This is a genomic window from Acinetobacter thutiue (assembly GCF_030385805.1).
GTDB classification, from domain to species: Bacteria; Pseudomonadota; Gammaproteobacteria; order Pseudomonadales; family Moraxellaceae; genus Acinetobacter; species Acinetobacter corruptisaponis.
Genome location: NZ_JAUDZE010000008.1, coordinates 94453 through 112173 on the forward strand (window position 1 = coordinate 94453; position 17721 = coordinate 112173).

The 17721-nt window shown below is 45.3% G+C and carries 17 protein-coding genes; 9 read left to right on the forward strand and 8 right to left on the reverse strand.

Annotated elements, in window-relative coordinates; translation table 11 throughout:
- Positions 1–17: 17 nt before the first annotated feature.
- The gene (locus QTA56_RS14500) at positions 18–932 is read left to right on the forward strand and encodes an alpha/beta hydrolase (RefSeq protein WP_267981716.1); all 915 of its coding nucleotides are present in this window, start codon (positions 18–20) and stop codon (positions 930–932) included.
- Here QTA56_RS14500 and QTA56_RS14505 read toward each other — a convergent pair.
- Both QTA56_RS14505 and QTA56_RS14510 read right to left on the reverse strand, forming a co-directional pair.
- Complete coding sequence (locus QTA56_RS14505) at positions 929–2122, reverse strand: MFS transporter (RefSeq protein ID WP_267981717.1); 1194 nt, start codon at positions 2120–2122, stop codon at positions 929–931. The two genes, QTA56_RS14500 and QTA56_RS14505, sit on opposite strands and share 4 nt — an antisense overlap.
- A gap of 19 nt (positions 2123–2141) precedes the next feature.
- Positions 2142–2561: a RidA family protein gene (locus QTA56_RS14510; protein ID WP_267981718.1), complete on the reverse strand. Its 420-nt coding sequence runs from the start codon at positions 2559–2561 to the stop codon at positions 2142–2144.
- Between the two features lie 72 nt (positions 2562–2633).
- Between QTA56_RS14510 and soxR the strand changes: the two genes are divergently transcribed.
- From soxR to QTA56_RS14530, 4 genes are all read left to right on the forward strand, one after another.
- On the forward strand, positions 2634–3128 hold the full coding sequence (soxR, locus tag QTA56_RS14515; protein WP_289821555.1) for a redox-sensitive transcriptional activator SoxR: 495 nt from the start codon (positions 2634–2636) through the stop codon (positions 3126–3128).
- A gap of 685 nt (positions 3129–3813) precedes the next feature.
- Positions 3814–4941, forward strand: a complete 1128-nt coding sequence (locus QTA56_RS14520) for a Re/Si-specific NAD(P)(+) transhydrogenase subunit alpha (protein WP_267981719.1) — start codon at positions 3814–3816, stop codon at positions 4939–4941.
- An 11-nt stretch (positions 4942–4952) separates the two neighbouring features.
- The gene (locus tag QTA56_RS14525; protein WP_004664154.1) at positions 4953–5276 is read left to right on the forward strand and encodes a proton-translocating transhydrogenase family protein; all 324 of its coding nucleotides are present in this window, start codon (positions 4953–4955) and stop codon (positions 5274–5276) included.
- A gap of 3 nt (positions 5277–5279) precedes the next feature.
- Positions 5280–6734 (forward strand): NAD(P)(+) transhydrogenase (Re/Si-specific) subunit beta, encoded by a 1455-nt coding sequence (locus QTA56_RS14530; RefSeq protein ID WP_267981720.1) that lies wholly within the window; start codon positions 5280–5282, stop codon positions 6732–6734.
- 61 nt (positions 6735–6795) lie between these two features.
- Here the strand turns inward: QTA56_RS14530 and QTA56_RS14535 are convergent, their stop codons facing one another.
- Positions 6796–7617, reverse strand: a complete 822-nt coding sequence (locus tag QTA56_RS14535) for an SDR family NAD(P)-dependent oxidoreductase (RefSeq protein WP_267981721.1) — start codon at positions 7615–7617, stop codon at positions 6796–6798.
- A 268-nt stretch (positions 7618–7885) separates the two neighbouring features.
- Here QTA56_RS14535 and QTA56_RS14540 point away from each other — a divergent pair, with 268 nt between their 5' ends.
- Positions 7886–9208, forward strand: a complete 1323-nt coding sequence (locus QTA56_RS14540; RefSeq protein ID WP_267981722.1) for an ammonium transporter — start codon at positions 7886–7888, stop codon at positions 9206–9208.
- 14 nt (positions 9209–9222) lie between these two features.
- Complete coding sequence (locus QTA56_RS14545; protein WP_267981723.1) at positions 9223–9840, forward strand: hypothetical protein; 618 nt, start codon at positions 9223–9225, stop codon at positions 9838–9840.
- A gap of 40 nt (positions 9841–9880) precedes the next feature.
- Here QTA56_RS14545 and rsfS read toward each other — a convergent pair whose 3' ends face one another.
- The 5 genes from rsfS to QTA56_RS14570 all read right to left on the reverse strand — a co-directional run bounded on the left by rsfS (position 9881) and on the right by QTA56_RS14570 (position 15793).
- Complete coding sequence (rsfS, locus tag QTA56_RS14550; RefSeq protein ID WP_004678353.1) at positions 9881–10279, reverse strand: ribosome silencing factor; 399 nt, start codon at positions 10277–10279, stop codon at positions 9881–9883.
- A gap of 92 nt (positions 10280–10371) precedes the next feature.
- Positions 10372–11166 (reverse strand): hydroxypyruvate isomerase family protein, encoded by a 795-nt coding sequence (locus QTA56_RS14555; RefSeq protein ID WP_267981724.1) that lies wholly within the window; start codon positions 11164–11166, stop codon positions 10372–10374.
- A 21-nt stretch (positions 11167–11187) separates the two neighbouring features.
- Positions 11188–12054, reverse strand: coding sequence for an NAD(P)-dependent oxidoreductase (locus tag QTA56_RS14560; protein ID WP_267981725.1), 867 nt, complete (start codon positions 12052–12054; stop codon positions 11188–11190).
- Between the two features lie 21 nt (positions 12055–12075).
- Positions 12076–12864: a crotonase/enoyl-CoA hydratase family protein gene (locus tag QTA56_RS14565; protein ID WP_267981726.1), complete on the reverse strand. Its 789-nt coding sequence runs from the start codon at positions 12862–12864 to the stop codon at positions 12076–12078.
- 118 nt (positions 12865–12982) lie between these two features.
- Positions 12983–15793, reverse strand: a complete 2811-nt coding sequence (locus QTA56_RS14570; RefSeq protein WP_267981727.1) for a GacS-like sensor histidine kinase — start codon at positions 15791–15793, stop codon at positions 12983–12985.
- A 149-nt stretch (positions 15794–15942) separates the two neighbouring features.
- On the opposite strand from QTA56_RS14570, the gene cysM reads away from it, so the two are divergent.
- Together cysM and QTA56_RS14580 are read left to right on the forward strand one after the other, a co-directional pair.
- Positions 15943–16878: a cysteine synthase CysM gene (gene cysM / locus QTA56_RS14575; RefSeq protein WP_267981728.1), complete on the forward strand. Its 936-nt coding sequence runs from the start codon at positions 15943–15945 to the stop codon at positions 16876–16878.
- Positions 16879–16900: 22 nt separating this feature from the next.
- Positions 16901–17716, forward strand: coding sequence for a 3'-5' exonuclease (locus tag QTA56_RS14580; RefSeq protein WP_267981766.1), 816 nt, complete (start codon positions 16901–16903; stop codon positions 17714–17716).
- The last annotated feature ends 5 nt before the right edge of the window (positions 17717–17721 follow it).

A 17721-nucleotide genomic window follows, 5' to 3' on the forward strand; every position in this document is an offset into this window, starting at 1 on the left:
TGGGTCTGAACATAAATATGGAAAAAATAAAAGAAAGTCTGCTGAAACAAGGCTTGAGATTCAGCTTTAAAACAGCCAGTGGCTTGCCTTTACCTTTTCCTGTATTGCGTGGTGCAATGGAAATTGGCGCAACAATTTTCAGACCCAGAACTGCTGTCTTGATCAAAAAGATCAAATTAAAAGACGCTGCCACCCAGAATATTGTAAAGGCTGAGGTGGCAACTCCGCCAACCCGACCACAAGGCGTGTTATTGCATTGTCATGGCGGTGCTTTCTTTGCAGGTTCATCCAGAACGCATCGAGCACTTTCGACTGAGATGGCAGTGAGGGGGCAGGTCATTGTGTATATGCTGGATTATCGTCGTGTGCCTGAACATCCTTATCCTGCCGCTTTGGATGATGTTAAAACGGTTTATCAACACTTATTGAGTGATGGCTGGCGACCTGATCAAATCTTTTTAGGTGGTGATTCTGGGGGATGTGCGCTGGCACTTGCCTTGGCGATTCAACTGAGAGACACCCAGCAACTCCTGCCTGCGGGAATGGTGATGATCTCCCCCTACGTTGATATGACCCTGAGTTCAGTTTCTGTGCGTGCCAATGCCAAGAGTGACCCGATGCTGAAAAGTTTGGCATTGAAACGGGGTGGCGATGGTTATCGAGGAAAACTAAACGCAGATGATCCACGCATTTCGCCACTTTTTGCTGACCTCAAAGGCTTGCCGCCCTTATTGATTCAGGCGGGTAGTGAGGAAATATTGCTAGGCGATGCAAGCAATTTAGCCAGTCGTGCTGAGGCTTCTGGTGTAGAAACGACCCTGAATGTCTATGAAAATATGTGGCATAATTTTCAAATGTTTAATCTATTGATCCAAAAGGCAGATGATGTGCTGGATGAAATTGGCCAGTTTATACAGGATAAACTGGTTTAATTGGTGGTAACTGGGCTTTTCCTCATTAAAAGGTTATCCAGTAAACTAAACAGCATACACGCAAGAACCAGACATAGGCCTGCCAAACAGGTCATGGTCCAACCGCCATGATTCCATGCAAAAATGCCAAGTGCGGAACCACAGGCACCTCCAGTAAAATAGGCGGTCATATAGATTGCATTGATACGTGACTTTGCATCAGGTCGTAAGCGGAAAATAATGCTCTGGTTGCTGGTGTGTACCAATGCCAACGCCAGTTGGATCAGGGCAAAGCCAACAATATAGCTGACGAGGACTGTTTGCCCGTAATAGAAGCAAACCCAACTGATAATAAATAAGGCACAGCCCATCCAGGTCAGTTGTTTGGTATAGCCCTGATCAGCATATCGGCCAATATACTGGGTGGATAAGGCACCAAAAATACCCACCAGACTCACCATCCCAATCACCAGGTCAGGTAAATGATGGGCTGAGCTTAGTAGAAGCGCGATGGTGGAATACAGGATACTGACTGCCGCAAAGGCAAACCCACCTGCAAGTGCCCGTAACAATAGGCGCTTTTCCTGCTTCAATAGTTGGGCCATTGAAACAAAGATTTGCCCATAATTCATTTTCATGCGCATGACGTAGGGCAAGCGGCTTTTAAGCGCATAAGCCAATATCAGCATCAAGACCCCACTGACCACATAAATGACTTTCCAGTGAAACAGGTTGGAGAATAATCCTGCCAGACTGGTCGAAAGCAAGATACCCACCAATAAACCGCTCATGAGAAAGCCAACAACTTCGCCTGTTTTTTCAGGCTGTACCGTCATGGTGGCGAGGGGAATCAGCACTTGGGCCGCAACGGAAAATAACCCAACCAGTACTGTTCCAACCCATAACATTGGCAGGTTCACTGAGAACGCACTCAGGAATAAACCCAGGGCGCATAAAGTCATGAGTAGGGGAATAAACCTGGTCTTATTGACCACATCACCCATTGGCACAATAAATAGCAAACCCAAGGCATAGGAGACCTGTGCAAAGGTGACGGTCAGGGCAGCCTGGCTTTCTGTTACGGCAAAATACTGCTGAATGGAATGAATCAGTGGCTGGCTATAATAGTTGGCACCTGCACATAGACCGCATGCCGCAGCCATAAACCAGAGTAAGGCCTTTTTTTGACTAATATCTTGAGGGGCTGACATAATTTTCTCTATCACTGGTTTATGTAGTATATGCGGTTGCTTCAATTTCAACGAGCATTCCTGCTAATGCCAATCTGGAAACAGGAATCAATGTGCATACAGGAAAAGCATGATCTTTCCATAAACTTCGCATGATGCCTGCCAATACCTGAAGTTTTTCAGAATCATGGTCAACAATCAGCACACGCAAAACGGCGATATCTGAAAGTTGTGCCTGAGCGGCGATTAAAGCATGCTGAATATTATAAAAGACTTGTTGTACCTGTTGGTCAAAAAACTTGGAAAGTTCACCATTTTTATTTTCTCCTCCCTGACCTGCTATATGGATGATACGCATATTGGGTTCCACAATGACAACATGGCTATAACCATTACTCCGCGGATCATACAGTTGATCTGGGTTGATGGTTTTAAATGTGGGTGTGTTGACCTGATTCATAAGACAGACCACTTCCTAAAACTTGGGCTATGTTAGTATCAAGACTCAAGTTAACTAGAGGTCAAGCTTATTTTGAAAAAAGTACCATTGCAGACTTGGCTCAGCATCGGGGAGCTTGCAAAACGTGGTGGCGTAAGTGTTGCTGCCATTCGTTTCTATGAGGAAAAAGAATTGATCTGGGGCACACGAACCACAGGAAATCAACGCCGTTACCAAAGGGCAATGCTCAGGCGAATTGCCATTATTAAAACAGCCCAACAAGTCGGGATTAGCCTGCAACAAATTAAAGAGGCCTTTGAAAGCTTGCCCAAGCAGCAGGTTGCAAGCAAAAAAGATTGGCAAACCATGTCCCAGCAGTGGCAGTTGCAACTTGATCGGCAAATTATGATGCTCTTACAGTTGCGCCAACAGCTTGATCAATGTATTGGCTGTGGTTGCCTATCACTGGAACAATGTCCACTGAGAAATCCTGATGATTGTCTTGCAGAACGATCAATGGGTGTGCATTTTCAGGAAATTTTACTGTTGCTGAATCAGAAAAATAAAATGATGAATGAGATAGAGTGATTTTTGCACCAATATTGTGCGTTAAATCTATTTTGATCAGACAAAATTACATAAATATCACTTGAAAAAATGCCGATTCAAGTTTTTACATTTCTTTTTAGTTTTTCTGAGGGATGGCATCCATACAATTCAGATTTATTGATAAACCCTATTCTGTTGTCTTGAAATAGGACTTTTATTTTTCAAGATAAATAGTCGCCGAAAAAACCAATAAAAGTTCATGTAAGCCAATTTCTCTACATAGCTGCACGATTATGATGCGGTTTCAGTCCATAGACCCGTTTTAGCCAAGCCTGAATATGAACAATGTTTAAAGAGCTGGTATGTGTTCTATTTATGATGATAGATAAAACATGGGGTTATTTAATCTATACCGCTTTGGCATTGAATGAAAAAAAGGCACAAGGCATATAAATGAACGGATAGATACAGAAGAGAATGAAATTTTTATCTTCGATGTGTATGGCTAAGCAAGTATGATTTATCAAAAGCCAAACATGCTGAGCATACAAGGTTTCAATATCAATATGAATCATCAGTTCAAAATATGGGTATTTATTAAATAAATAGTGGGTGGAATTTTAAAAAAGTTCCATTAGAATCCAAAATTCTACAAAGAATACTCCTGGGGGAAACATTGCTATCCGCGATGTTTACTTAAGAAAAACTAGCTTGAGGAACGCTCATGCAGATCGGAATCCCAACCGAAACTGTCGCCAGTGAAAGTCGTGTAGCTGCTACACCTGAGACAGTAAAGAAGTTGATTAACGCAGGTCATAGCGTTGTCATTCAACGTGGTGCTGGTGTTAAAGCCGCGTATATTGACAGTGCTTATGAACAAGTTGGCGCAACTATTACGGACGATGCATATACAGGCAGCCAAATTATTTTGAAGGTACGTGCCCCTAAGGGTGACGAAATTCAAAAGCTTGCGGCGAATACGACTGTGGTTGCAATGTTTGACCCTTACCGCAATCCTGAACTAGACCAGTTTGCTGCTCAGCAGGTCAACGCTTTTGCCTTGGAATTACTTCCACGTACACTTTCTCGTGCACAAAATATGGACGTACTTTCTTCTCAGGCAAACTTGGCAGGCTATAAATCTGTATTGTTGGCTGCGGCTGAATACCAGCGTATGTTCCCAATGTTAATGACCGCTGCGGGTACAGTAAAACCTGCACGTGTCGTGATCATGGGTGTTGGTGTGGCAGGTCTACAGGCAATTGCAACTGCAAAACGTTTGGGTGCGGTTGTTGAGGCAACTGACTTACGTCCAACAGCAAAAGAGCAGGTTGAGTCTTTAGGCGGCAAATGGTTAGACGTACCAATGTCCGATGAAGAAAAACAACGTGCTGCTGAAGCTGCGAAAAGCGGATATGGTTGGCAGCCTGGTGAGCAATACATCAAGGATCAAGCTGCGATTGTAGATAAAGCGGTATCAAATGCTGACATCGTAATCACCACTGCATTGATTCCAGGTCGTAATGCTCCACGTCTGATCAAGGCTGAGACTGTTGCCAAAATGAAACCAGGTTCTGTCATCTTGGATATGGCGGTTGAAACTGGCGGTAACGTTGAGGGTTCTAAAGAGGGCGAAACAGTTACAACTGAAAATGGCGTGAAGATTTTGGGCATTCCAAACATTCCAGGCACAGTTGCAACTGAAGCATCTGCATTGTATGCACGTAACGTTTTCAACTTCCTTGAGACATTATTCGACAAAGACAAGAACTTTGTGCTTAATCAAGAAGATGAAATCCAAAAAGCGTTACTCGTGACTCATGGCGGTCAAGTACTGCTCAAGCGCGGTTAAGGAGAGTTCTCATGGTTGAAACGATTACGATTTTCGTCCTTGCCATCTTCGTAGGTTACTACGTGGTTTGGGGTGTAACGCCTGCGTTACATACACCATTAATGGCGGTAACCAATGCATTGTCTTCAATCATTGTCGTAGGGGCAATGATTCAGACTGTTGGTATGCCTGCGATTGGTGTTGATGCCAATGTTGCATTCCAGAGTGTAAATGTTGTGAGTATCCTTGGCGCAGTTGCTGTGTTTCTGGCAAGTATCAACATTTTCGGTGGCTTTGCGGTAACTGCTCGTATGCTTGAGATGTTCAAGCCAAAGCAAAAGAAAAAAGAGGGCTAATTGATGGAATTTATTCGTGAATTTGCGAACTGGTTCTACCTGATTGGTGCAGTTCTCTTTATCCTAACCTTGCGTGGCTTGTCTGGTCCTAAGACTGCAATCGCGGGTAACCGTTATGGCATGGTCGCAATGACCATTGCAGTCATCACCACATTCTTCGTTGCTGAACACCCAGTGGTTTGGATGATTGGCGGAGCGATGGTGCTGGGTGCGGTTGTAGGTATCGCGCGTGCGAAAACAGTACCTATGACACAAATGCCTGAGACGGTTGCATTGATGCACTCATTGGTGGGTTTGGCTGCGGTATTGATTGCAATTGCTGCGATTCTGCACAATAACCAGCTAATTGCATTGTTTGAGCAAAATAAAGATGCATTGGAAGCTGCTGGCGTACAGCATGCACACATGAGCGCAGTTCACCTGTTTGAATTGTTCGTGGGCTGTTTCGTTGGTGCGATTACCTTTACTGCATCTGTATTTGCCTATGGTAAATTGGCTGCGAAAAAATGGGCCAAAACAATTTCTGGTGCATGGGTTAAACCTGTTCAGGCAATCATCTTTATTGCAATGCTTGCATGTGGTTTCTACTTCTTCACTACAGGCAACATGACTGCATTCTGGGCGATGACAGCGCTTGCACTTGTATTCGGCTGGGTGTGGATTGCGCCAGTGGGTGGCGGTGATATGCCAGTTGTGGTATCGCTATTGAACTCATTCTCTGGTTGGGCTGCGGCAGGTATTGGTTTCACACTTGAAAACAATATGTTGATTGTTGCAGGTTCACTGGTTGGTTCTTCTGGTGCGATTCTGTCTTACATCATGTGTAAGGCGATGAACCGTTCAATCATCAACGTATTGTTTGGTGGTGCCATGGGCGGTGCAGCAGTTGCCTCAGCGGACAAAGGTGAGCAGGTTCAGCGTAACTACCGTTCTGGTTCGGCAGATGACGCAGGCTTCCTGATGTCAAATGCAGACAGCGTTGTGATTGTACCTGGTTATGGTATGGCACAAGGTCGTGCACAGAATGCGGTTAAAGAATTGTGTGAAATCCTGAAAGAACAGGGCGTAAAAGTTCGCTTTGCGATTCACCCAGTTGCGGGTCGTATGCCTGGTCACATGAACGTATTGTTAGCTGAAGCGGATGTTGCCTATGAAGACATCCTGGAAATGGATGAGATCAACTCTGACTTCCCAGCAACTGACGTGGTATTGGTAATCGGTGCGAATGACGTTGTTAACCCAGCGGCGAAAGATGATCCAAGCTCACCAATCTATGGTATGCCGATCCTTGAAGCACACAAAGCACGTACCATCATGGTGATCAAGCGCTCTATGGCAACAGGTTATGCTGGCTTAGACAATGACTTGTTCTACAATGAAAAAACCATGATGATCTTTGGTGATGCGAAAAAAGTTGTTGAAGATATGACAAAAGCAATCAATGGTGGTGGCCACTAATCTGACCTCATCAGGATTGAAGAAGCCACCGTTAGGTGGCTTTTTTGTTAGAGCATATTTATTAAAGGTATTTTTCTACAAGATCCATAGATTGTGCATAAAGATCACGGGCAAGTTGCTGGTTTTTGGCATGTGGTGATTTCCAGTCTGGCATGTGCGCGCTGACATATTCGCCATTACGCTTTGCCCACTCATCTCCAGTTGCCATTTGCGTAATCAACTTTGCAGGAACTGAGGTCGGCACTAAACCAATTTTCATCACTTCATAAACAGGTTTTGGCAGTTCGCGATAAATGTCAGAAGCAACACCACCTGGATGCAATGAGTTGTTAGTGATGGTACTATCCGCCATACGTTCAGCGAGTGCATTGCTGAAGAGTAAATTTGCGAGCTTGGACTGACCATAATAGAACAGGGGATTATAAAAACCCTCTGCATGGAACTTATTAGGTTTGATCGAACCTGCCCAGTGTGCAATTGAGGCGAGATGTACAATTCGAGCTTTTGGTGCCTGTTCCAAAACAGGAATCAGCTTATGTGTCAGTAGAAAGTGGCCCAGATAATTCACACCAAACTGTTGTTCAAAACCATCTTGCGTCAGCTGCTTGGTCTTGGCAAATAGTCCTGCGTTGTTAATCAGGACATCAAGACTACCGTAGCGGTCTGCAATCTCATCGGCTGTGTTACGGGTTGATTCAAGACTGTTTAAATCGAGGGAAACCAAATCAACCTTTCCCTGACCCAATGCACGCAATTTATCCTGCGCAGCTTGCGCTTTTTGCGGATTACGGCAGGCAAGAATGACATGCTGTCCCTGCTTTATCAACTCTTCCGCTGTGGCAAAACCAATACCTGTATTTGCACCTGTAATCAGAATTTTCACTTCATCTACTCCAATAATGCTCTTTATTTGATGAATTTTAAAGCAGGTCCTATAGTGCGTTAATTTTGACAACTTGTCATGTCAAATTTGAAAGGGAAGAAGAGATTGTTATTGATAAAAGGTGTATAAAGGTTTGGATATTAAGTATTTAGTTTAGATCATTTTTTTATGATGAATAAATATAAACCAATGAATTATTAAAAGAAAAAAAGAATTCATTTTGGCATTGTCTTTGCATCGGATTACTTGGTGTTTCTAGGGGAATTTTATGAAAAGTATAATTTTAATGTTGTTGTTTTTACTATCTCTCACATCCCATGCATCTGCTGAAACCACGACAAATATTCAGGAAATCCGTATTTCCCTGGATAGTGTATGGGTGGTGGTGGGTGGTATTCTGGTTTTCTTTATGCAGGCAGGTTTTGCACTGATCGAGAGCGGCTCGGTGCGCAGTAAAAATACCGTGAATGTACTCATGAAGAACTATATGGATACCTGTATTGGAGGACTTATTTTCTGGCTGTTTGGCTTTGGCCTGATGTTTGGCCTGAATCAAACAGGGTGGATCGGACTCAGTCATTTCATGCCAGATCAACTGGATGACTGGCACTGGAACCTGCTGTTCTTTCAAATGATGTTCGCGGCGACAGCCACCACGATTGCCAGTGGCGCCATGGCTGAACGCATTCATTTTGTGGCTTATGTGGTAAGTGCGGTTTTTGTAAGTGGCATCATTTACCCTGTATTTGGTAGCTGGGCATGGGGCGGACTGTTCGGTGGTGATGGCTGGCTGAAAGCTTTGGGATTTATTGATTTTGCTGGTTCAACTGTGGTGCATTCAATTGGTGGATGGGTTGCGCTTGCAGGCATTATGGTGCTTGGCCCTCGTTTGGGACGGTTTGGTCGTAAGGGGCAAAGCCATTTTCTAGCAGGACATAATCTGCCTTTGGTGGCATTGGGTGGCTTTGTGCTATGGTTTGCGTGGTTTGGGTTTAATGCGGCATCCACGGTTGCCGCAAGTGTGAGCATTGGACGTATTGCCCTCAACACGCATTTGGCTGCCTGTGCTGCGGCTGCAACGTATATGGTTTTGGCCTTGCTTCAATCCAAGGCGGTGCTTATGCGTAATACCATAAATGCATCATTGGGTGGTCTGGTTTCAATCACGGCGGGTTGTGCCACCATGTCCCCCGTATTTGCGGTCATCACAGGTGCTATAGCGGGTTTGCTGATGACTTTTGTACCTTTGTTAATTGAAAAGATGCGGCTGGATGATGTGGTGGATGCTGTTGCAGTACATGGGGTGTGTGGAGCATGGGGAACCATTGCCGCAGGGATCTTCTTTCTGGAGAAACCGTTTAACCTTGATGTGATCTCAGTTCAGGCTTTGGGTGTGGGGGCTGCATTTGTCTGGGGCTTTGGTGCCGCGTTTATCATGTTTAAGGTGCTCGACAAGGTTCTCGGTGGTTTAAGGGTTTCCCAGCAACATGAACAGCGGGGACTGGATTATACTGAACATGCTGAATTGTCATACCCAGAGTTTCAGAGAGATGTCACCTTTGAAACCGAAAATATCACTCATCGCCATTAAGGGAGGTGATTGTTATGGCTGAATTAAGCATTGAACAAAAAAGGCTGGCAGTGGAAAAGGGGCTTGCACAGTTCTTGCCAGATTCTGTATTGCAGCGGGTTTTGCAGTACTGGGAAAGTGAATATGGTCACCAGCCATCCTTTGTATTAAATCGTTTTCTCAGTGAAATTTGCACCAGTGATGACCTACGCTTGCAGCGCAAGGAGATGTTGCGGCAGGTATTGTATGAAATTTCGGTGGTTGAGAAACAGGAACGCCTCAAGGTAAAAACGGATAAAGAAGTTATGCCCGCTGAGACAAGTCCCGAAACACTGGACCTGTTTCAGGCGTTCCATGACTTTGTGATGGGCGTGTTAAAAGGCGTCAGTCAACCTGATTATCTGGATTTTGTGGAAGAGATTCAGGGCAAAATGAAGAAACATCGTTTACTTGCTAGATATTGGTATATTGCAGGTTCAGAGAAGCAGTGCTTGATGCAAATGCCGAAAGAGGCTTATGCGGTCATGATTACAACGCTGTATGTGATCTACTGTAGTTTTTATGGTCCAGGCAAGGCAGACCAATTGTATGCACAGATTAAACATGAAATAAAACAGCATTACCCAGCAGTCGACTTAAGCCAGTTGTTGTAGGAATGAAAAAAGCGACCTTATCGGTCGCTTTTCTTAAGCTTTAGGCAACGGATTCAGGTGCGCGCCATAAACTTTCAAGGTCATAGAATTTACGGGCTGTTGGCAACATTACGTGTACCACAACGAAACCAAGGTCAATGAGGATCCATTCAGCATCGCGTTCACCTTCGACACCAATTGGGCGAAAACCTGCTTTACGTGCTTCATCAGCAACATTATCCGCAAGGGCTTTAACATGACGGGTTGAGGTGCCACTTGCAATCACAATCGCATCGGCAACATTGCTGATCGAACTGACATCAAGTTCTAGAATATCTTTGGCTTTTACATCTGTGAGGGCTTCATGTACAACTTTTAAGCAAGCCTGTACATCTTGATTCGATGTTTTGATTTTTAGGTCGTGAGAATTAGAAGCGCTGGGCGATGGTTCTAAATTCATAGAGGGTATATTTTCCTGACAATTACTCATTGTCAAATATACCGTTTCTTTCTAAAAAGTTCAAATTTAGCGGTAACAGTTTATGTCTGACTCTAGGTGTTGACATCATTGGCAAAGTATTTCTGTTTCCATGCAAAGGACTGATCTGAATTAGTTTTTGGTTTATATTCCGCCCCAATAAAACCCTGATAGCCACTTTGTAATAGCCAGTCAAAAATTGCCTTATATGCGATATTGCCCGTGTCGGGTTCGTGACGGCTAGGGCAGTCAGCGAACTGGATATGTCCAATCTGGTGCAGGTTTTCTTGCAAACCAGCTAAAACATCTTCACCCATCATGGCCATATGGTAGCAGTCATATTGCATTTTCAGTGCGGGATGGTTGATGGCCTCCAGCATTTCCTGTGCCTGGGCAATATTCTGCACCAAAAAGCGAGGCATGTCGGTGCCATTGATCATTTCGAAAAGGGGTTCAATCCCTTGCTCTGTCAGCATGTGACAGGCCAGTTTGAGATTGCTTGAGAGGGTGTTTAAACAAGGGAGCAGGTCAGCGTCTAAAGGCTGTTTGCCCGCTAAAATATTCACACGTGGAACATCCAATGCTGTGGCATAGCGAATTGCCAGCTCAAGTGCATGATGGAACTCCACCTCTCGTCCTGGGATACCCGCTAGCCCATTACCACCCTGCATCAGGTCGCCAGCAGGAACATTGATCAGATATAGTGAGAGGTTGTGCTGTTCCAGTTGGGTTCGAATATCGAAAATGTCGAGTTCATAAGGAAACTGAATTTCAACGTGTTCAAAACCGTGGGCATGTGCCAAGGCGAAGCGCTCAATAAGAGGAACTTCAGTAAAAATCATGGATAAATTGACTGCAAGATGGCTCATTTCAGGCTCCCCAAATCAATATTATTGTTCTATATATTGAATGATAGTTGCTAAATCTTTCTCAGAAAAGCCATTTTCTTGGTGGGCTTGTAACTGTAATAAAGATTTTTGTGCAACAGGTATCTTTAAGTTTAGATTTTGTGCAAGTTTTAGCGCATTGTTTAAATCTTTTGATAATGTTTGCACTTTCCATTGCACAGGTTCAAAGTTGTGAGTTGCCATACGTGGTGCAAGAATCTGGAAAGGTTTGGAATCTGCGAAACCTCCTGCAAGCGCAGGGGCAAGGAGTGTGGTGTCCACTCCAGCTCGATCAGCAAGTGCCACTGCTTCAGCAATCAGGGTGCTGTTTGCTGCAACAATCAATTGATTGCAGATTTTAGTGGCTTGACCAGTGCCTGATGCTCCCATACGGGTCACACGCTGTGATAACACCTGATAGATCGGGTCAAGCTGTTGAATCATTTCTGCATCACCACCTGCAAAAATAACCAAAGTGCCTTGCTCTGCACCAATTGTTCCACCTGAAACAGGGGAATCAATCCAGATAACCTCTTGCTGTTGAGCAGATTGCGCCAGTTGTTGCGTTGCTGCGACCGATAAGCTGGAGAAATCAACAATGACTTGTCTGGCCTGTAAATAAGGCTGGATTTGGGCAAAAACACTTTGAACTGCCTGATCGTCAGCCAGACAGGTGAGAATGACAGGATAATTTCCAATATCTTCCAAAGCTAAAGTTGCCGCACCCTGTTGAATAAGTGGCTCACATGCATGAGGGCTACGGTTCCAAACTGCTACCGTATAACCCGCCTGTAATAATCGGCTGGCCATTCGACTTCCCATTAACCCCATACCTAAAAAAGCAATCGGGGGGTGTTGATCAACATGCATGTGAATTTATCCAAGCTGTAATTACTTATACTGACGCGGTAAGAACTGAATCTCAGGATTCTTGTCTTTCTTGCGTGCAAGGCTACTGTTTTTACCCAACAAAAGTTTAAGTTGCCAAAGTTTTTCTAAACGTAACGATTTTTCTGGCTGGTGTTCCATGGCATCCAATACACGTTTAGCCGCCATGATGGCATCAGGGGAACGTTGCAGCATTTCCTGTGCAATCACATTGGCCCTTGCCAACGGATTGTTGTCCAGATGTGTGACCAAACCAATTTCTTTGGCGTATTCTGCATCAAAGACACGTGCGGTCAGGGTAAGCTCCTTGGCTAAATCAACGCCAATTAGTCCTTTCAATGAGCGGGTGAGACCCATGTCTGGAACCAGTCCCCAGCGGCTTTCCATAATTGACATTTGGGTGGTCGGCGTTGCAATACGGATATCCGCAGCAAGCGCAAGTTGCATGCCCGCCCCAAAGCAATAGCCCTCAATGGCGGCAATCACTGGAATTGGCAGGTTTTGCCAAATCAGGAATGCTTTCTGAAACAGGCTTTGACCTGGCTTGATCAGTTCCCATGCGGCAAATGCGGTATTTTTAGGATTGTTCAGGTCAGATAGGTCAATACCCGCACTAAAAACCTGTGCCTCACCTGTTAAAATGACGCAACGAATCGAACGGTCTTTTTCAATTTTCTTTGCAGTTGCTACCAGTTCTTTTAATAACGCAAAACTCATTGCGTTGCGTTTTTCTGGACGGTTGAGGTAAACCGTTGCAATTCCATTGTTCTTTTCAACTCGTAACAGTGCCATTTGCCTTACTCTTATTGTGTTTGATGCTGGGCAGCATAACATGAGTCTTTCACCTGGAACATGACACCACAGTCACAAATAGCGGTGATGACCAGCATCTTGTAGATGCCAGCAGACCCTAGGTATCGTGGGAATGTAAAATCAGGCTGGCGGCCTGTCTCACTTGATCAATCGCAAAGTTCAACTCATTAAAACGATGGTTGGTTTCCCGTATAAAGGCATCATCTGCCTTGCGGCGCTCTTTACGCAGGGTTGAAACGAATTGCTCAAATTCCCCTGAAACCTTTTGTAAAGCTGGGGTGCCAACGTAGCGTGTTGCACCATAAAGACGGTGTAGCACATGCTCAAGCTGGGGGAAATCCTCCAACTCAATCAATTGCTGCATTTCAGTCAGTTCAGTATCAAAGCTATCCACCAGCATACCCAATAGGTCCTGTGCCAGTTCTTCCTTGTTGGCTGCCAACTGGATACTTTGCTGCCAGTTTAAAATCTGTGGATCAATTGATTCTGTCGGGTGCTTCTGTTCAGTATTGACAGGCTGGGAAGAGAAGTTGTTTTTAGTCCAATGGGTCAGGATTTGAATGATCTGTTCCATCTGGATTGGCTTGGTCACATAATCATTCATCCCCACTTTTAGCAATTTCTGTTTTTCATCAGCCAGTGCATGTGCGGTCAGTGCAATAATCGGGAGTTGCATGCCTGTATCCAGCGTTGACTCAAGCGAGCGAATGGCTCGGGTGGTGTCAATTCCAGACATGACAGGCATCTGAATATCCATAAACACAAGGTCAAAGGGTGGCAGCTTTTGTTCAATCCGCTGCTGAATCATGTCAATCGCTTTCTGGCCACTTAATGCCTTGGTGGTGGTGACATTCAGTTCACCCAACAGTGCCTCAAGCACAATCAGGTTGGGAAGATGGTCATCAACCGCCAATACGTGTAAACCCTGACCATTGAAATCCTCAGATTCCTGTTCAAACACAGGCTGATTGCCCAGCAACTGAACCAGTTCACGGCGGCTTAATGGCTGATACAGTGGACGGGCACGGTATTCATTCAGCATGTTCGGCTCAAGGCTCATCTGATAACCATAAACCGCCAGATTGCCATGATAACGCTGGCGAATTTCCTTGAGTAAGGCTTCAGTATCACCGCTGTGGTCAACAATCAGCCAGGTGTTTTCCTGCTGGTTCAGGTGGTTGAGGCGGCTGAACAGGTCAAGGATCGACTGTGTTTCAATATGCGCCACATGGTAGTTTTCCAGATATGAGCGCAGCACACTCGCGGTTGCGGGATGAGCCAGATAAGACACCACTTTTAATTGATCGAAACGTGGATGCTCTACGGTTTCATCCTCTTCCTCAAGCTTGAATGAGGCGGTAAACCAGAATGTCGAACCTTTTTCGGTTGGTGCACGTTCCTGATTATCCTCAAAGCCAATCTGGCCATGCATCAGGTGCACAAGCTGCTTGGAAATTGCCAGTCCGAGTCCCGTTCCACCAAACTGGCGCGTGACTGAGGCATCACCTTGGGAAAATGATTCAAACAGCTTTTTACGGTCGGTACCGCTGAGACCAATCCCACTGTCCTGAACGCTGAAATGTAGTAGGCACTGTCCAATGTCATCATCTTCCATGCGGACACGGACAATGATCTCACCATCAGGGGTAAACTTGATGGCATTGGAAATCAGGTTGGTCAGAATCTGCTTGAAACGTAGCGCATCACCAATCACATGCTGTGGGATGTTCTCGGCATAATAAAATGCCATGTTGATATGCTTCTGCGCGGCCAAAGGCGAAAGCATGTCCATCACATCAAAAATGGCTTCCTCAAGATCAAAGGGAGCTGTCTCAAGTTCCAGTTTACCCGCATCAATCTTGGAGAAATCCAGTACATCATTGATCAATGCCAATAAATGCGCAGAGGATTTTCGGATGGTCTGTAGATAGAGGTTCTGCTCATTGCTTAGGTTTTGTTGGCGTAACAGCAAATGAATAAAGCCATCAATACTATTGAGTGGTGTCCTGAGTTCATGGCTGATATTCGCTAAAAAGACGGACTTGGATTGATTTGATGAAATCGCCTGATCGCGCGCCTGACGATAGGTAATGTTCTGAACTTCCAGCGTATCCAGTGTACGGCGTAAGTCTTCCTCGGTTTGCTCAGTATGTTCTTTAAGTTCCAGAAAACTAAAGTGTAGACGTTTAACCACATTGGCAATATCCCGCTGGAGCAGACGCAACTCGCCTGTACTGTTCACCACAATATGCTGATCCAGTGTATCGGCATTCAGGCGCTGCATTTGCATACGGATTTCATACAGTGGTGCCAGCCAGCGTCGTGAAAAAACATTCAGGCAAAATAATAGAATCATCAGAGTAATCAGACCTGTCGCCACCAGCGAAAGCAGGATTTTATAGCGGGCCAGTTCCAGAGGCTGATTGTCCAGTTCAATCATCAGCCACACAGAATCAGGATTGCTGGCATCTAGTTTTGCACCATAAATATTATTGTGGTTGTGCGAAATCGGGCCAAAAAAATTACTGTTGTCAGGAAACGTTGGCCAGAAGCGATTGTTCTGGTAGCCCACGCTTAAGTAGGTCTGCCCCTTGTTGTCAATCAGGACCGCACGTTGCAGGTTTCGCTCATCAAACATCTTCTGCATGATGTTCTGGGCGCGGTCATATTGGTCAGGATGTTGCTGCACCAGTTGCAGTAGATCATTCGCGGTCTGGTGGTAGCGTGCCAGAATGGCGGAGGCGTCGGAGCGTTGCTGCTGTTTGGCCGCATTGGTCGTTTCAGATAAAACCCAGAAAATTCCCACACCTGTCAAAATTGCGATTGGCACCAGAATGAGGGCAATCAGTTGTCCATAGGCATGATTGAGCCGTAAGCGTTTTGACAGGGTTTTATTGAAATTTGACATAATGCGGTCAGATTTATCATTCTGTGCAACATCTTAGCATGCTTTGTGGCAAACAGCGGTATGGGCTAGCCAATAAAAAGCATAGTGAAAAGGTGCAGTATTTCCATTTTTTTCATACAATAGTCGCCACCTTAATATCGGTGTCGATCATGACGAATACGCAAACTGATTTTTTAGCAGATGAATTTTTACTGGACTATTATGTTGGTAAAACCCCTTTAGTCCGTTTGCAGCGTTTGGCGTGTCATACTCAAGCTACGGTATTGGCAAAACTGGAAGGCAATAATCCAGCGGGTTCGGTCAAGGATCGCCCTGCCTACAACATGATTGTCCAGGCGGAAAAGCGTGGGCAGATTCAGCCAGGCGACACTTTGATTGAGGCCACCAGTGGCAACACGGGAATAGCCCTGGCGATGGTTGCCGCGATGCGTGGCTATAAAATGAAGCTGATCATGCCAAACAACATGAGTCAGGAACGTAAGGACGCCATGCTGGCCTATGGTGCTGAACTGATTGAAGTGACGCAGCAGCAGGGGATGGAAGGTGCGCGTGACCTTGCCACGCAAATGCAGGCGGATGGCAAGGGCTTTGTCCTGAACCAGTTTGGCAATCCAGATAATGTTGAGGCGCATTACCTCACCACAGGCCCTGAAATCTGGAAACAGACAGCTGGAAAAATCACCCATTTTGTCAGCTCGATGGGCACCACAGGCACCATCATGGGTGTTTCAAAATATTTAAAAGAACAAAACCCAGACATTCAGATTGTCGGTTTACAACCCGAAGATGGGGCGAGCATTGCGGGAATTCGCCGTTGGCCTGAAGAATATCTGCCGACCATTTTTGACCGTAGCCGTGTGGACCGTATCATTGATATTCCACAGCTTGCAGCGGAGCAGACCATGCGTAAACTGGCACGCACGGAAGGCATCAGTGCGGGAACCTCCTCTGGTGGGGCGGTGTGGGCATCACTCAAAATTGCTGAGGAAACACCTGATGCCGTGATTGTGTGCATTATCTGTGACCGTGGTGATCGTTACTTGTCAACAGGGCTGTTTTCAGTTCAAGATGAAGATCAGGTCTAACTGATTACACTGAATGATGAGCTTGCGTTTTCCAATTTTAGTTTTTGATATTGAAACACTGACTGACTTAAAGGCTGGTGCTCATCTTTATCACCTTGATTTGCCTGAAACCGAGGTGGAACAGGCACTGACCAAAATCCGCCGTCAGGAATCAGGCAGCGATTTTCAGCGTCTGCCCTTGCATGAAATTGTCTGTATTTCAGGTCTATGGATTGATGAAAAGGGCTTTCGCCTATTTTCATTTAGTCGGGAGCAGGGTTCCGAGGCAGAAATGCTGACAAAATTCCTGTCCATTTTTGACAAGAAGCAGCCGACGCTGGTGAGCTGGAATGGTTCGCAGTTTGACCTGCCCGTGATTCTATTCCGTGCCATGTATCATGGACTTTCTGCGCCAAGCCTGTTTGATCAGGGTGAAATTGATAACCAGAAGCGCTTTAACAATTACCAGAACCGTTACCACCACCGCCATGTTGACCTGATGGATGTGATGGCGATGTTTAATGGACGCAATTTCCAGAAGCTGGATGACATTGCCTGTCTGTTGGGATTCCCTGGAAAGCGTGGTGAAACGGGTTATCATGTGCCTGAATATGTACGCACTGAACAATGGTTGAAACTCACCAGTTACTGTGAGGGTGATGTGCTTAACACATGGCTGGTCTATCTGCGCTGGCTATTACTAAAAGGTCAGTTGAATCAACAGGATCACCAGCAATGGATTCAGGCGACAGCCGATTATTTACAGACACAGACGCAACAAACAGAATTTTTACAGGTATGGCGGCAGACATCGCAATATACTGTATTCACCGCACACACGTTTGCAGCAAAAATTTAGGTTCA

What these genes read in the sequence shown, in the direction of transcription:
- QTA56_RS14500 (WP_267981716.1), top strand. Translation starts at nt 18, where the DNA reads ATGGAAAAAATAAAAGAAAGTCTGCTGAAACAAGGCTTGAGATTCAGC.
- QTA56_RS14505 (WP_267981717.1), bottom strand. Translation starts at nt 2,122, where the DNA reads ATGTCAGCCCCTCAAGATATTAGTCAAAAAAAGGCCTTACTCTGGTTT.
- QTA56_RS14510 (WP_267981718.1), bottom strand. Translation starts at nt 2,561, where the DNA reads ATGAATCAGGTCAACACACCCACATTTAAAACCATCAACCCAGATCAA.
- QTA56_RS14520 (WP_267981719.1), top strand. Translation starts at nt 3,814, where the DNA reads ATGCAGATCGGAATCCCAACCGAAACTGTCGCCAGTGAAAGTCGTGTA.
- QTA56_RS14525 (WP_004664154.1), top strand. Translation starts at nt 4,953, where the DNA reads ATGGTTGAAACGATTACGATTTTCGTCCTTGCCATCTTCGTAGGTTAC.
- QTA56_RS14530 (WP_267981720.1), top strand. Translation starts at nt 5,280, where the DNA reads ATGGAATTTATTCGTGAATTTGCGAACTGGTTCTACCTGATTGGTGCA.
- QTA56_RS14540 (WP_267981722.1), top strand. Translation starts at nt 7,886, where the DNA reads ATGAAAAGTATAATTTTAATGTTGTTGTTTTTACTATCTCTCACATCC.
- QTA56_RS14545 (WP_267981723.1), top strand. Translation starts at nt 9,223, where the DNA reads ATGGCTGAATTAAGCATTGAACAAAAAAGGCTGGCAGTGGAAAAGGGG.
- rsfS (WP_004678353.1), bottom strand. Translation starts at nt 10,279, where the DNA reads ATGAATTTAGAACCATCGCCCAGCGCTTCTAATTCTCACGACCTAAAA.
- QTA56_RS14555 (WP_267981724.1), bottom strand. Translation starts at nt 11,166, where the DNA reads ATGAGCCATCTTGCAGTCAATTTATCCATGATTTTTACTGAAGTTCCT.
- QTA56_RS14560 (WP_267981725.1), bottom strand. Translation starts at nt 12,054, where the DNA reads ATGCATGTTGATCAACACCCCCCGATTGCTTTTTTAGGTATGGGGTTA.
- QTA56_RS14565 (WP_267981726.1), bottom strand. Translation starts at nt 12,864, where the DNA reads ATGGCACTGTTACGAGTTGAAAAGAACAATGGAATTGCAACGGTTTAC.
- QTA56_RS14570 (WP_267981727.1), bottom strand. Translation starts at nt 15,793, where the DNA reads ATGTCAAATTTCAATAAAACCCTGTCAAAACGCTTACGGCTCAATCAT.
- cysM (WP_267981728.1), top strand. Translation starts at nt 15,943, where the DNA reads ATGACGAATACGCAAACTGATTTTTTAGCAGATGAATTTTTACTGGAC.